At 38.2% G+C, this 14315-nt stretch carries 13 protein-coding genes and 1 tRNA gene; 9 read left to right on the forward strand and 5 right to left on the reverse strand.

Annotated elements, in window-relative coordinates; genetic code table 11:
- Positions 1–11: 11 nt before the first annotated feature.
- The 5 genes from ACFSJY_RS10815 to ACFSJY_RS10835 all read left to right on the forward strand — a co-directional run bounded on the left by ACFSJY_RS10815 (position 12) and on the right by ACFSJY_RS10835 (position 5812).
- A complete protein-coding gene (locus ACFSJY_RS10815; protein ID WP_386034103.1) occupies positions 12–1202 on the forward strand; it encodes an alkaline phosphatase family protein in 1191 nt (396 codons plus the stop codon).
- Positions 1181–1633, forward strand: coding sequence for a hypothetical protein (locus ACFSJY_RS10820; RefSeq protein WP_386034105.1), 453 nt, complete (start codon positions 1181–1183; stop codon positions 1631–1633). The genes ACFSJY_RS10815 and ACFSJY_RS10820 overlap by 22 nt, the downstream gene beginning before the upstream one ends.
- Positions 1634–1667: 34 nt before the next feature.
- Entirely contained in the window at positions 1668–2039 is a 372-nt protein-coding gene (locus ACFSJY_RS10825; RefSeq protein ID WP_386034107.1) for a hypothetical protein, read from the forward strand.
- 251 nt (positions 2040–2290) lie between these two features.
- A complete protein-coding gene (locus tag ACFSJY_RS10830; protein WP_386034110.1) occupies positions 2291–4255 on the forward strand; it encodes a methyl-accepting chemotaxis protein in 1965 nt (654 codons plus the stop codon).
- A 660-nt stretch (positions 4256–4915) separates the two neighbouring features.
- Positions 4916–5812, forward strand: coding sequence for a site-specific integrase (locus ACFSJY_RS10835; RefSeq protein WP_386034112.1), 897 nt, complete (start codon positions 4916–4918; stop codon positions 5810–5812).
- Here the strand turns inward: ACFSJY_RS10835 and ACFSJY_RS10840 are convergent.
- The 5 genes from ACFSJY_RS10840 to yejK are packed head-to-tail and all read right to left on the reverse strand — an operon-like array spanning position 5801 to position 10359.
- The gene (locus tag ACFSJY_RS10840) at positions 5801–6565 is read right to left on the reverse strand and encodes a substrate-binding periplasmic protein (RefSeq protein ID WP_386034114.1); all 765 of its coding nucleotides are present in this window, start codon (positions 6563–6565) and stop codon (positions 5801–5803) included. The two genes, ACFSJY_RS10835 and ACFSJY_RS10840, sit on opposite strands and share 12 nt — an antisense overlap.
- Before the next feature lie 4 nt (positions 6566–6569).
- Positions 6570–7382 (reverse strand): M23 family metallopeptidase, encoded by an 813-nt coding sequence (locus tag ACFSJY_RS10845; protein WP_386034116.1) that lies wholly within the window; start codon positions 7380–7382, stop codon positions 6570–6572.
- Entirely contained in the window at positions 7375–8256 is an 882-nt protein-coding gene (locus ACFSJY_RS10850) for a 6-carboxytetrahydropterin synthase (RefSeq protein WP_386034119.1), read from the reverse strand. Before ACFSJY_RS10850 ends, ACFSJY_RS10845 begins: the two co-directional genes overlap by 8 nt.
- Positions 8257–8265: 9 nt before the next feature.
- Complete coding sequence (gene pyrC / locus ACFSJY_RS10855) at positions 8266–9300, reverse strand: dihydroorotase (RefSeq protein WP_386034121.1); 1035 nt, start codon at positions 9298–9300, stop codon at positions 8266–8268.
- A gap of 24 nt (positions 9301–9324) precedes the next feature.
- Positions 9325–10359: a nucleoid-associated protein YejK gene (gene yejK, locus ACFSJY_RS10860; RefSeq protein WP_386034123.1), complete on the reverse strand. Its 1035-nt coding sequence runs from the start codon at positions 10357–10359 to the stop codon at positions 9325–9327.
- Positions 10360–10431: 72 nt separating this feature from the next.
- Here yejK and ACFSJY_RS10865 point away from each other — a divergent pair, with 72 nt between their 5' ends.
- The 4 genes from ACFSJY_RS10865 (at position 10432) to gltS (ending at position 14150) form a co-directional block, all read left to right on the forward strand.
- Positions 10432–10647, forward strand: a complete 216-nt coding sequence (locus tag ACFSJY_RS10865; protein WP_386034125.1) for a YejL family protein — start codon at positions 10432–10434, stop codon at positions 10645–10647.
- 25 nt (positions 10648–10672) lie between these two features.
- The gene (locus tag ACFSJY_RS10870) at positions 10673–12340 is read left to right on the forward strand and encodes a DUF3413 domain-containing protein (protein ID WP_386034128.1); all 1668 of its coding nucleotides are present in this window, start codon (positions 10673–10675) and stop codon (positions 12338–12340) included.
- A 73-nt stretch (positions 12341–12413) separates the two neighbouring features.
- Positions 12414–12490, forward strand: a tRNA-Pro gene (locus ACFSJY_RS10875).
- 430 nt (positions 12491–12920) lie between these two features.
- Positions 12921–14150 (forward strand): sodium/glutamate symporter, encoded by a 1230-nt coding sequence (gltS, locus tag ACFSJY_RS10880; RefSeq protein ID WP_386034130.1) that lies wholly within the window; start codon positions 12921–12923, stop codon positions 14148–14150.
- Positions 14151–14315: the final 165 nt, after the last annotated feature.

Genomic DNA, 14315 nt, shown 5'->3' on the forward strand with positions numbered 1-14315 from the left:
AAGGATTTCCAGTGCAGTACTTTCTATTGGCGCTTGTTTTATTTTCGTCTTCCGTTTTAGCCAACTATGCACCAACAGTATTAATTTCGATAGACGGATTGGCTAACCATCAGTTCAAAAAACTTAAGCCAAAAAACCTTACAAAAATTGCAGAAAGCGGACTCGTTGCAGAAGCGTTGTTGCCTGTTTTTCCAACGAAAACCTTTCCAAACCATTTGTCTATTGTTACCGGTAAATACCCAGGTGAACATGGCATTCTGCACAACCGATTTTTCTCTAGAAGCAGAGATAAAAACTATAAATTAGGAGATGGAAAGTATGATCCGACATGGGTAAAGGCCAAGCCTATTTGGGTTATTGCAGAAGAGCGCGGGTTAAAATCGACTAGTTATTTCTGGCCAGAGTCTGAATCAACACTATTTGGTCATTCGCCATCTGAATTTTATCAGTACTTACAGTCAACTCATGCGAAAACAAAGCTAGATAAAGTATTAGCTTGGTTGAGCCTGCCAGAAAGTGAGCGTCCAAAATTTATCACCACCTATTTTTCGATCGTAGACTCTACTAACCATAATTACGGCGCTTTTTCACCGCAAGCAAAAGAAGAGCTTACAAAGCTCGATGTATTATTAGGCGAATTTTTTGCCGAAATTGAAAAGCGTAATATTAACGCAAATATCATATTGGTGTCTGACCATGGTATGACAGATGTTCATACCAAGTTAGAGATGGATAAAGTGAATTTTCCAACTACCACTAAAATCGTAGATGGCCAAACACAACTGTTTATTTATGAAAAAGATAAACGAAAGCTAAGACAAGTTGCAGATACGTTAAATGATATGGCAGCAGGGCGCTTCACTGTATATAACCAACATCAGTTTCCTGAGCACTGGCATTTGAAACCTAGTCCAATAAATGAAGATGTTCTGCCTGATATTATCGTTAATGCCAAGCCAGGGATTATCTTTACAACTAAGCGTTATGAAACGAGTGCTACACATGGCTATGACTTAACAGATACAAATGAGATGGAAGCTATTTTTATAGCAACTGGTCCAAACATAAAACAAGGCACGATGCCTGCGTTTCAAAACATCTATGTCTTTAATTTATTACTGACGCTGTTGAACATAAATGAATACAAGGATAAGCCAGAAAACTCGCCAGACTTTATACCATGGCTGACACTACAACATTAATAGGAACGTTAACTAAAGGTCACCAAGTAGCGTCTGGCAGGGCGACAGATAATCCTTTCAAAGGTTCTACTATCGCTTTACAAAAACCTTATTTTAAAGCACTTGGGGTGGATATCGACTGGTGTTATAACGGTACACTAAATATCGCTTTTGATACTGCAATTACATTAACGAAACCCGATCACCATTTACCAAGCGTTAGTTGGTTTGAAGGTTTTCCGGCAGAAGATTTTAGGTTTGCTAGATGTGAAGTCACATACAAAAACAAATGTTATAAAGCGCTTATTTATCAGCCAAGTAAAGAAACAAAGGTTGACCATTATCAGCCTGAAAATGTACTTGAATTTATCACCGAATACATTGAAGATATGCCGTACGGAAGCAAGGTATCTGTGAGCTTTAAAAGCGACGCGTTTACGCTTCACTCTTAACTCGTTTCTCCACTTTTATTCAAAAGGATTTTGAATGCTTAGCCGATTCATCATTAAATTTTTAATTCTTGGCGCATTGGGCACCGTCGCTTTTACGTTTTATATTCGCCACTACGGTGAAAATATTGATTCGCGCTTATCTATAAAGGAAATGACTTTCGAAGAATTTGAACTACATAGAGCAAAACAAATAGCTGATTATGTGGTTAATGAATCAAAACAACTCCAACATAAAATAGCCACAAGCTCTCCATTTAGTGATGAAAAAGAGCAAATAGCTGAATTTGATATACCCGCATTAACCGATGCAGATAGGGCGTGTAACAAAGCTATAACAGCCTATTTTTCTGATAAAAGTGCAGAAGCTAAAGCTAGAAAAGACAAAGCGTGTGCGCATAATAAGTAACGATAACAAAATGTTAGCCTCTGTACTACAAGGGCAACATTACAATAACTAGCTGTTCCAATCTTAGAAAACAAGCCTGCCACTTTAAAACTAAGCTAGTTTGGAAGGAAATTAACTTTTTAGTTTTCCTGAGCTTTTGCACCTTTTTTATTACTGTATGTGTTAACGAAAAATTTACAAAATTTTGGCGATAACTGTAATTACGAGCTTTAATTAATAAATAGTATAAATAAGCCAGAAGGTCTTCGGTTTTGTTTAAATACATTTCATCACGATTAAACCTCTTTATTATGGTGCCATGCATTTTGCTGGCACTTGTTGTTAGCTACGATGTTTATCACTCGTATCAACGAATGGCTAACGCATATGAGTCTGAATACAACGCTTTTTTATCTCATCAAACGTTAGTTCTAGTGCATGAAATTCAAAAAGAGCGTGGTTTAACCGCTGGTTACATAGGGTCAAAAGGCAAAAACTTCGGAGGTGAGTTAAGTCGACAACGATTGCTTGTTGATGATGCATTTGAGACCTTAAAACGTCGACGAGATAATTGGCAACTTAGTCATGAAATGAACAAAGCGTACAAAGATTTTATTGAACCATTTAAGCATATTTCCAAAACACGACGTGACGTCGACTCTCTATCAATGCAACTTAACGAAGCATTGAGTTTTTATACCAATACTAATTCTTTAGGTCTTCATATCGTAATTATGGCGTCAAAGCTAAGCTCAAATCAGGTTATTTCTGCAGAACTATTTAGCATTTATAACTTTTCAAGTACTAAGGAGTCAGCTGGTATAGAGAGAGCTGTGTTAGCTAATGTACTTTCAGCAAATAGGTTTACTCCTCAACTAAGAATCAAGCACACAGAGCTGGTAACGAAACAAAAAGTATTTACTTACGAGGCATTGGAGTCAGCAACTTCAGATATTATAGATATATTCAATGAAGCGCTTAGCAGTGAATCCAATACCAAAGTAGAAGCATATAGAAAAGTTATTTCGAGCAAAAATTCAAATTTTAGCATTCAATCGTCAGATTGGTTTGAGGCAGCTACGGAGAGAATTAACGTACTGAAGCAAGCTGAAGAAAAAGCATTACAAGTGGTTGATGAGACAGCTATTGCTATTCAAACAGAGGCAGTAATTATTCTCGTTGTTGAATTGGTTATCTTAATAATTGGAATTGTCGTTACTATTGCACTTTCTATGGCTATTCGCATTAGGAAAAATCAGTCAGATATGATTAAAAAAGGAATTGAAATAGCCGTGGATGAGCGTGACTTAGCCGACGAGATTCCCGTTGTAAGCTTTGATGAGCTTGGCGAGGCAGCTAAAGGGATAAATTCATTAACGAAGCTGTTTTCAAACGACCTAAAAGAGTTTTTGTTAGCATCTCAAAATATAAATACTTCATCACTAGAAACAGCTACTGCCATTAGTCAAAGTCAACACAACTTAGAAAAACAACAGACGGAGCTAGAAGGCATTTCTGCATCTATCTTACAAATGGATGCTAGTTTCAATGATATTGCTAGCTCTATGGAAAATAATACGAACTCAATCCACAAAGTGGTAAATGAAGCAATAGACGGTAAGGGCGTTGTGACTAATGCTGTTACTGTGATTCAAGAAGCCGCCAGGGATATGACCGAATCGGCTGAATCAATAAACCACTTGAACGAAAGAGTCGGAAGTATAACTAGCATGGTTCAGTTAATTCAGGGTATTGCAGAACAAACTAACTTACTTGCGCTTAATGCCGCAATAGAAGCTGCCAGGGCTGGAGAGCAAGGTAGAGGCTTTGCAGTTGTTGCAGACGAGGTACGCTCACTTGCAAGCCGCACACAACAATCTACGGAAGACATTGCTCGAATTGTTAGTGAATTACAAGAAGGATCAAAACAAGCATTTAATATTATCGAACATGGTAAAGAAAATGCCTTGGATGCTTCAACTCAAGCGGAGTTAATTAAAGAAACACTAGATAGAATCAGCACACAAATTTGTGAGGTTCAAATTGTGTCGGATAAGGTTACCAGTAGCACTAAAGAACAAGCCGGTGCACTTGAATCGGTAAGTGAAAGTATTGCCAATATATCTCAGCGTTCATCAGAAAATGTAACAGGAGCCAAGCAAATTTCGACTGCAGCAGAGTTGATTGCGCAGTCAGCAGACGATATGGATGAAAATATTCTTAAATACAAAACATAAGTAAATGCGTGTAGTTTTATTCTACTTTTTCCGCTAAGTACTGCTGACGATGAAAGTATTCCGCAATCGTTTTTTGACCTCTAACAGATAGGTCGGTGAATCCGTTGTTCCATAATAGGTCTGTAAAACTTCTATTTTTTATAGAATATGATTTCATAAGTGCAGCTTTCCTTTTATAACTTTCAAAAATAATAAAATGATTAAATTTGAGAACAAAAACAGGGTTTTAGGCCGTGTTTAGGGAAAGCATATAACGTACAAAAACAAGTCTTTGACACATTTATAAAGGTCTGCGGCTTATTAGTAATAGTTTATAAAGGTCTGCGGCTTATTAGTAATAGTCTTATGCGTTTCTACAGAAAACACTTGAATTATTACTTATTAAAATCACTATTTTAAAAGATAATGAATATGTTATCCTTACATATAAACAAATTTCCTTATTTATAGCTAGTTTGGCATCTTTATGGACGTAATTCGCTGTTTTTAATGGATTTGAGGATTTGTTTAAAACCACGTAAAAAAGTACGTTAACCTTTATAATACGGGGCTTACAGCCTAGTTTATAGTTTTAAATGCGTGACGCTACGTGAAATCTGATGCGTTTTGGGTGTTATTACCCGTCAGAATTCACGTAGAATCACCCTAAATTGTTGATTTATGTTTGAAAATAAAACAGCTTCTGAAATTTATCTATTGTCGCTTCAGTCACAACAAAGCCGAGTTACCATGGACTCATTACTAAATGTTGTAGCGTTTAAATTTCAAAAAAAGAAACGTCATCAAGATGTTGATTGGTCTCAGTTAAGCTACCAGCATATTTTATTATTATTGTCTCAGCTGTCAGATGAAGGAAAATCACCAGCGACTATTAATGTATATCTAAGTGCGCTTAAAGGTGTTGGAAAAGAGGCTTGGCGAAAAAAACTTATTTCCGTTGAAGACTATCAACACATAAAAGAAATTAAACGTGTTAAAGGTTCGCGCACAACTAAAGGTCGCGCACTTGAACTAGATGAACTTAATCAGCTTATTGATTATTGCATGATGCAAGACGGTGTTATCGCAATGCGTGATGCCGCTGTTGTTGCTTTAGTTTATGGTGCTGGACTTCGCCGCCATGAAGCGGCTGGTTTGATGTTGTCTGATCTTAATATTCGCGAAGCTTCGTTGCGCGTTATTGGTAAAGGAAATAAAGAGCGTGTAAACGCCCTGCATAATAGGATCCTTGAGATCCTCGATGTCTGGTTAATGGAGCGTGGATTAGAACCAGGTCCGCTTTTCCAACGTGCTCGCAAAGGAAATCGTTTAATTAACGAACCTATATCTGGCCAAACAATTTACGACATTATTATCCGTCGTTATAAAGAAGCAGGTTTAAAACGTTTAACGCCGCATGACTTGCGTAGAACCTTTGCTACAAAACTATTAGAAAATGGTGAAGACGTTTTCTTGGTGCAGGATTTAATGGGACATTCATCGGTAGAAACCACTAAAAACTACGACCGACGTGCTGAACATGCTAAGAAAAAAGCAGCGAAAGCGTTACCTTTCTAACTGCCACTTTTCTACAATCTTTTTCAACTTTCCATTTTCTTTCAATGTCTTAATGGCATTGTTAAAACGATCAACGTCTTGTTGTGAACGTGTTTTTTTGCTGAGCATAATAAAGATGTCGTCTTCATATATTTCTAAGGGGTGTATTTCAAATTTCCCCTGCAATTTATATTTATGAACAAACGAATTTAAGGTGATCGGGTCTACTAAAAAGCCATCTAAGTGCCCTTTTAATAACATAGTCACATTTTCTTCAAGGTCTATTACTTCGCTAATATGATCACGAAATGCAGAGTCAGTAATGAGTTTTTCGTAATTTTTACCGTAGTAATAGCCACCTTCAACCCCAATGAAATAAGGGCTGTCGATAAGATCTGATAGTGTCTTAAGCTTTATTCGTTCTGTAGCGCCTTTTAATACAACCAAATTAACGATTTCTTTTCGGTATGGCAGTGTAAAATAGGCATATTCTCGTCGTTCATCCGATATTGAAGCACCCATAGCGATATCCATCTGCCCTGCTTTTATCATATTTAAATGGCGCTTCCAGGGGAGCTCCGTTAGCGAATATTCGAACCCAGCTTGATTAGCAATTAGTTCAAACGACTCAATGTCTAAGCCGACGAGTTGTTTATTTTCATCATGATATTGATAGGGATACCAAAGCTCCCAACCGGCGAGCAAGAAGCTTTGATTATTTGCAGATATTGAGAAGCTTTGGAATAAGAGTAACGCAGTAACTAATATTCTCATTCAATTAATTGTTTAGCGACACCTTCAACGCTAATGCAGGGTCTAGACGAGTTTGAAACCAATTTACTCGCCAATCTAGATGTGGCCCCGTTGAACGTCCGGTTGAACCGACGGCTGCTACAACATCTCCTTGTTTTACGATATCACCCACTTTCACATAACTGTCACTCAAATGCAAAAATGTTGAAGTGATTCCATGGCCATGGTCGATAATCATGGTGCCACCTGAATAGAACATGTCAGGTACATTTAGCACGATTTTACCTGAAGCTGGTGCTTTAACTGGATCACCTTGCTTGCCTGCGTAATCGATACCAAAGTGAGGTGTTTTAGGTACATCGTTGTATACGCGCTGGCTACCATAAACACCTGTTACAACACCATCAATAGGCTTAATAAACCCAGTACTAAAGTAAGTTAAGTCACTATCCGTTGTTCTTGCTTCGCGAACTTGTTTGCTGTCTTTTTTAGCACGCGCTACATTTTTTGGATTCGGGTTCATGATACTTTTTTTAATACCATTGATACGTTGAATCTTATACTCACGCTTTTTAGGTGTTATTTTTTTTGTATTTTCATTTCCGTTTTTGTCGATAACTTTCAACGTATAGGTTTTACTGTCATCTCGACCAAAACCAAACGCAAAACGTCCGTCTTTACTCACTTTAAGCGGCGTTTCGTTTAAGTACACCTTGTCTGTAGCTTTCGTTTTACCGACAACCAAACCGCCTTGAATAAACTCACCTTCAAGCGAGAGGGTGGCGTGCGCTGAAGTTGCTACTAAAATTGAAGCAAGTACGCATAACTTTTTAAGCATCGGCAATAGCTCCTTTTCCTACTCCTTCAAACGCAACAACCGTTATATCGTTGTCCATATGCATTGCTTTGAGTTGTCTTGCTATATAATCAGCCAGCAATTCTACGGTTGAATCACAATCAACCACTTCTAATACCTTTTCCTCAACTGCAATATCAAATCGTCCTTGAGGGGCATAATAAGAGAAATAGCGATGGTCTGGAGTTAAGTCTTCAAGTGCGTGTGCAGATAACTCAATTTTATCGCGCGATATTTCGTCATCATCGGTTGCAAGGTATATATCTTCCCAACGGTCACACCAATACCTTTCGATTGAAGCGTCACGTTTACCGTTATTTAAAACTTGAATCGTTGAACGGTGGCCATGTGCAATACGTTGACAATTACCGTCATGCTTTTTCAGACCATGGGTATAGTGATAAAAATCACCCTCGATTTTTTCCGGACGAAGCGTTAAATGTAGGCCACTAACGTTCTCAGGCATTTCGACAATAATCACGTCTAGAAGGTGTTTAGTGACCGAATCAATCGAAATTTCATCACTTTCAATTTTTGCGAACGCTTCTTTAGGTGACTGTAAAAAATAAGCGGCCCTTTCAGAATAAAAGTCAACGTATTCATGGTCTTGTCGAGCACCTGAGTTGGTTATGCGTAACTTCTTAGAGCCTGTTGCTAGCAGTAATTTATGGTCTACAGCATCATCTATAATGGCTTTGATTTGTTTTTTAACAACACCAAAGTCTAGCACCATACTCATGGCGTTTAAGTCACCTTCAAGTAGTACATCCACTATCCAGCTTTCACCAACAATGCCACGTTTTTCACATAGGTATGAAAAATCTATTACGGTTAAATCATTAACGAATAATTTCACGTACGTGCCCTACTTGTTAACTACGCGCCACTGGATTTGTTCACCGGCTTTAATTGGCACAACAACATCGTTACCGAATGCCATGGTTTCTGGTACGTCCCAATTTGCTTTTTCAATAGTGATACTGTCAGTGTTTTCTGGTAATCCATAAAAACGAGGACCATTCTTACTAGCGAAACCTTCTAGCTTATCTAATGCATTTTCTTGCTCAAAGACTTCCGCATAAAGCTCTATTGCAGCATGTGCAGTATATGAACCTGCACAACCACATGAGCTTTCTTTAGCATGTTTTGGATGCGGAGCACTGTCGGTACCTAAAAAGAATTTCTCATTGCCACTTGTTGCTGCCTCAACAAGCGCTTGTTGGTGAATATTGCGTTTTAGAATAGGTAAACAGTAAAAGTGTGGTCTTATGCCACCCGCTAACATATGATTCCTGTTGTACAGTAAATGGTGAGCGGTAATTGTTGCTGCTACGTTTTCACCAGATTCTTTAACAAAATCAACCGCGTTCTTGGTGGTAATATGTTCAAGTACCACTTTTAAGGTTGGATGTTTAGCGACAAGCGGCTTAAGAATATTTTCAATAAATTCTGCTTCGCGATCAAAAATATCAATATGGCTATCCGTTACTTCACCATGTACGAGAAGCAAAATACCTTGTTTTTCCATTTCAGCTAGTACATCGCTGATGTTATTGACATCGGTGACACCAGAATCAGAGTTTGTTGTTGCACCTGCTGGGTATAATTTACACGCGAAAACCAAACCACTTTGTTTTGCATCGATAATGTCTTGAGGTGTCGTTTTGTCAGTTAGATATAGCACCATTAAAGGCTGGAAGCCTTCTCTCGGCTTGGCAGCCATAATGCGCTCATGGTATTCGGTTGCTAGTTTCGCGTTGGTTACTGGCGGCACTAAGTTGGGCATAACAATAGCGCGGCCAAAATAACGACTAATATCTGCAACTGTATTTGGTAAAACGTCTCCATCACGAAGGTGAACGTGCCAATCATCTGGGCGAGTAATGGTTAATTGAGTCATGAAATATCCTTCAGTTGCTTGCAATTATTCTTCGTTCTTAAGTAACTGTAATAATTGTTCTTTGAGATTAGGTGGAACCTTATAGATAGTAAGGCTGTCATTGGCGGCATTATACACTACATCTTGGCCAAAGTGACTACGTTCAAAGCTGATGCTAATGCCTGCGCCATAACCCGAATACTTCGTTACTTTATTGACAACAGCTTGGTCATGCGGGAAGCTTTCTTCTATATCGTATTCTTGGGTTTGGCAAAACTCATAGAAGCTTTCGCCGCCATCGTCTTTAGAGACCATTTTGTCTACTTCTTTAAGAGACACTTCCTGATCAGACTCTTTTTGCTCTTTACAATAGCTTAAAAGCTCTTTTCGCGTTTGTTGCTTTTCTTCAGCATCTAATTGATTTGATGCAACATAGTCTTCTACCGCATTCACAAGATTTTGTGTTTGTGCCTTAGCGTCTACGCCTTCTTCACAGCCTAAAAAATCTAGGAAAAAGTCTGACACTTTACGACCAGCACGACCTCGGATAAACGTAACATAGCGGTCACCAGAGGCATTTTGCTGGTAATCAAACAAATCAATACGCGCTGCTAACTGGAGTTTGTCCGTATCTAAATGTTGATTGGCTGAGATGTTGAGTTCACTATCTACCGAATAGTGCTCAGAAATAGGAATAATTGCAGCGATTAAGTAACGTCCACCCATGTGTTCGTAATGACAAAGCACTAAATAACCCGTTTCCGCTAGGTCATATTTAGTAAGTTCATTCTTAAGTAAATTGGTGGCTTGTTGGCTGAAAGCGTTGAAACTTTGGTTTTCACCTAAATAGCTTTCCATGATGTCAACAAAACGTGCTTCGTCACCTTCTGCTGGCATTGTAGAGAAATGGCCGTAGCCTTTATTTCCCTTTTTGTTATAAATACTGTGAAGAGACTCCACAAAGTTTTGAATTCTATCACTTACGTCGATTGACTCTGGGCCAAACCGGATAATGACTTCGCCTGTTTCTTCTTTCTTTGTGAGAAAATGCAGGGCTATGTTTGAAATTATTAAGCTCATAATAAATGGTCGGTATGATAATGATTATGCTTTTGATAAACTTAGCTAACTATCAATGACAATTAGAAAATTATGCCTATTGTATCTAAGTATTCTAACGAACGTGTAGAAAAAATTATCGATAACCTGTTAAACGTATTAATTGAAGAAAAAGCAGGAGCTGATTTATCTTTAATGTGCTTAGGCAACACCATAACAGAAGTGGTTAATCAACAAGTGCCTGCAGAACAGCGTGAAGCAATCGTTGAAAACTTCGCAAAAGCATTAAAACAATCTGTACAAAAATAACAATAACAGCAGAGTTAGCCGATAAATGGTGTCATTCGAAACGAAACCTTACAGTAAAAAGCTACTGCACTTGATTAGTTGGGGCCACTGGTTCACCTTCTTCAATATTATTGCAGCAATAGTTTTATCGTCTGTTTACCTTATAAATGAAGCATCGCCGGAAACTTTCACGGGATATCTTTACTTAGGAACTACCTGGTTGAGCCACATGGCTTTCCTGACGTTTATCACGTTTGTGTTAACGGTCTTTCCTTTAACCCTGCTCTTTCCTCGAACTCGGTTTATAAGGGCGTTTGCTTCGATAACCTTTACGGTAGTTCTCCTTCTTCTGTTACTCGACGCATTTGTATATAACCGTTTGGGCTACCATATTAATGCGAGTTCAGCTGGTCAAATTATTCAGCTTATTTCAGCAGAGATTAGCGAGGACAGACGCACATTTTGGTTTATCACCATTATTCTTACGCTGTTTATATTAACCTTTGAGCTTGTTGCCAGTAATTATGCATGGAAACACCTTAAGCAACTGCAAAAAACAGTCTTTCCAAAATTCGTAGTGTTTGGATTCGTCACATGTTTTTTTGCTAGTCACTTAATGCATATTTGGGCTGACGCAAATTTAGAATATGACGTATTAAAACAAGACACGATTTTGCCTTTGTCGTACCCTACTACGGCAAAAACACTTTTAACGAAATATGGCTTATTTAACAAAACGGATTATCTAGAGCGTAAAACAAGTCCACTGTCGTTCAATGATCCAATGCCAATTTATCCTACAATCGGCCAATGTAGTGCTGAACAACTGTCGCAAAAAACATATATTGTGTTAACAAAGGCGATGCTGACAGATGAGCAGATTTCTCAGTTTCAGCAACGTTCAAGCACATCAACGATATTGCTTAGCCACCACGTAGATAATGCGCAACCAGAAAATGCGTGGTTTAACCTTTTCTATGGTTTGCCAACGATTTATCAGTCTGCCATTAAAGAAAATAATGCATCATCTGTGCTGTTCCAAGCGCTTAAAAACAATGAATTGGCGTCGTCATTTACTACGATAGGAAATGGTTCTAAAAATGAAAGCATAGCCTGGTTAACTGAGAACTTTGATAAACAACAACAAGTAGAAAACATTTCACCTTTAATTTTCGACCGTTCACTCTCTAAGTTACCGTCAGGCCTTCATGTGTTTTATTTCGACAGTGACACCAATTATGAAGTTGAGTTGTTTATTGATGCGCTGCTGCTTTCACAAAAACTAAAACCGCAAAAAGACAATATAATTATTACGTCAGTTGGTAACCAAAACCTCAATACGAGATTAGCTATTAAGCCAACCCTGTTAGTTTGGCCTCATAATAAAACTAAGCAAATAGATAAATTAACGAGCCATATGGATATCGTTCCAACGCTGTTAAAAGAATGGTTAGCCTGTGATGACGTTGCACACTTGTCGGCAGGTAAAAGTCTATTGGGACTAAATGAAGATCGCGTAATAGCGAATACGGTTGATCAAGGCATCGTTGTTTTCAACAAAGACAAATCTGTATTTATTGATCAAAATGGAAATTTCCAAAGCTATTCTAGGCAACTTGCAGCGCCAATTACGGTAAGCTCAGATTTTCCACTCATGATTGATGGTGTTCATTTCATCAAGCAATTTAGTCAAAATAATCAAAGCGTTCAATAATTGTTCGTTTAGTTAATTATTCGTGAAAGTGGCATTGCAAATGCCATTTTTCGCGGTAATATACCAAGCACATCGGGATATAGCGCAGTCTGGTAGCGCGTGCGTCTGGGGGACGTGAGGTCGCAGGTTCAAGTCCTGCTATCCCGACCACTCCTTCTTTATTTGCTTACTCGGCATCTTCTTCGTCTTTTAAAGCAATTTCTACTTCACTAGCTGATAGCGAGAACTCTAGAAACTGCTCTTCTTCCTCGGTTAACACACCATTTTCTAAATCAAAAGAAATCATATTTAGTTGGTAACTCTTCGATAAATATTTGAGCGGTATTCTATAAGCCCCGATACCGTACAACTGTTACAGCAATGAAGTTTTTCTAAATTAAATCCTATTTAAGCCTTATTGCCGTGTAACCACTTTGTTCGCTTGCCTTTCAAAATCACATAAAACTTTAACGTATTAACACATTTCTGTTTTTATTGATTGGTTATTCTTTAGTTCTACATTTTTAATTGTTTTAGTTGCTTTTATCACCTAACTTGTACAGGTTACTGTAAGGAATTTAGTGAATAAAAAGAGGATATTATGGGATTTGAACTCATTGATGGTGTACTAAAGATGCATGCATTCCATGCCGTTAGTTTTGGCATCATCGTTTTATTTTTAGGCCGACAGTTGAATCAACGCTACCGTTTGCTTAGTGAATTTAGTATTCCTGAGCCTGTTAGCGGTGGCATTGTGGTTTCCATACTTCTTACACTAATTTACGCCGTTTTTGCCGTAGAAGTTGAATTTGATTTGGCTGCAAGAAACCTATTACTCATCTACTTTTTTACCACCATTGGTTTAAATGCAAATTTAAAAGATTTACTAAAAGGTGGTAAACCACTTGTTATTCTTTTAGTTGTCACTATTGGCTACATGGCTATTCAAAACCTTACGGGTATATCTGTTGCAAAGGCTTTTGATTTAGAAAGCGCAGTTGGTTTGCTGGGTGGCTCTGTTTCTCTTATTGGCGGGCACGGCACTGCAATAGCTTGGGCTCCACAAATTAAAGAAGAGTTTGGTATAGATAGCGCTGTAGAAATGGGTATTGCATGTGCCACATTTGGTCTTATATTAGCAAGTATTATGGGTGGCCCTATTGCGAAATACCTCATCACTAAATATGACTTAAAACCGAACCAAGAAGATTTAGCGTCCCCAGATAATGTGTCTGAAGATGAAAATAAACGTATAACGAGTTATGAATTCTTAGACGCTATTTTAGCTATTCATTTCACAATCTTCTTGGGGTTATTTTTAGATCGAGCGATAGAAGCGACAGGATTGCAGTTGCCCTTCTTCGTCAGTTGCTTATTTGCAGGTATTATTCTCACTAACGTAATTCCTGCGAATCGCAAACGTATCAGTGGCATGAAATGGCCGAGCAGGACACCAGCGATTCATCTAATTGCTGAAATTTCTTTAGGTACCTTCTTATCGATGTCGCTAATGAGCATGCAACTTTGGGTATTAGTCGACTTAGCTGGGCCAATTATCGCCATCTTAGGTGCTCAATTTATTGTAGCAATTTTAGTGAATATTTTTATTGTGTTTAGGGTTATGGGGAAGAGCTATGATGCTGCTGTTATTTGTTCTGGTTTCGGTGGCATATCTTTAGGCTCCACACCAACAGCAATGGCAAATATGTCAGCTGTCTCAAATAAGTATGGTAATTCTGCAGTTGCGTTTATCGTTGTCCCTTTGGTTTGCGCGTTCTTTATCGACTTAGCAAATGCATTAATGATCCCTTACTTCCTCAGCAATTTTTAAGTGCTATTACTTTTTTGCTAGCTATTTTACAGCCCCTTTTTAGGGGCTTTTTTATTTTCGAACCATTCGCTTACACCAATTTAAGCCTCTAATTGAGTCTTTCTTTGCCAGCATACTTTGACATAAATAACTCTAATACCCCTTAGTACTTACCGACGATAGTAA

The sequence above is a fragment of the Thalassotalea euphylliae genome, from assembly GCF_042682785.1.
Taxonomy (GTDB): Bacteria; Pseudomonadota; Gammaproteobacteria; order Enterobacterales; family Alteromonadaceae; genus Thalassotalea_F; species Thalassotalea_F euphylliae.

Excerpts from the sequence above, each read along its gene's own strand:
- ACFSJY_RS10820 (WP_386034105.1), top strand. The coding sequence starts at position 1,181 with ATGGCTGACACTACAACATTAATAGGAACGTTAACTAAAGGTCACCAA.
- ACFSJY_RS10825 (WP_386034107.1), top strand. The coding sequence starts at position 1,668 with ATGCTTAGCCGATTCATCATTAAATTTTTAATTCTTGGCGCATTGGGC.
- ACFSJY_RS10835 (WP_386034112.1), top strand. The coding sequence starts at position 4,916 with ATGTTTGAAAATAAAACAGCTTCTGAAATTTATCTATTGTCGCTTCAG.
- ACFSJY_RS10840 (WP_386034114.1), bottom strand. The coding sequence starts at position 6,565 with ATGAGAATATTAGTTACTGCGTTACTCTTATTCCAAAGCTTCTCAATA.
- ACFSJY_RS10845 (WP_386034116.1), bottom strand. The coding sequence starts at position 7,382 with ATGCTTAAAAAGTTATGCGTACTTGCTTCAATTTTAGTAGCAACTTCA.
- pyrC (WP_386034121.1), bottom strand. The coding sequence starts at position 9,300 with ATGACTCAATTAACCATTACTCGCCCAGATGATTGGCACGTTCACCTT.
- yejK (WP_386034123.1), bottom strand. The coding sequence starts at position 10,359 with ATGAGCTTAATAATTTCAAACATAGCCCTGCATTTTCTCACAAAGAAA.
- ACFSJY_RS10865 (WP_386034125.1), top strand. The coding sequence starts at position 10,432 with ATGCCTATTGTATCTAAGTATTCTAACGAACGTGTAGAAAAAATTATC.
- ACFSJY_RS10870 (WP_386034128.1), top strand. The coding sequence starts at position 10,673 with ATGGTGTCATTCGAAACGAAACCTTACAGTAAAAAGCTACTGCACTTG.
- gltS (WP_386034130.1), top strand. The coding sequence starts at position 12,921 with ATGGGATTTGAACTCATTGATGGTGTACTAAAGATGCATGCATTCCAT.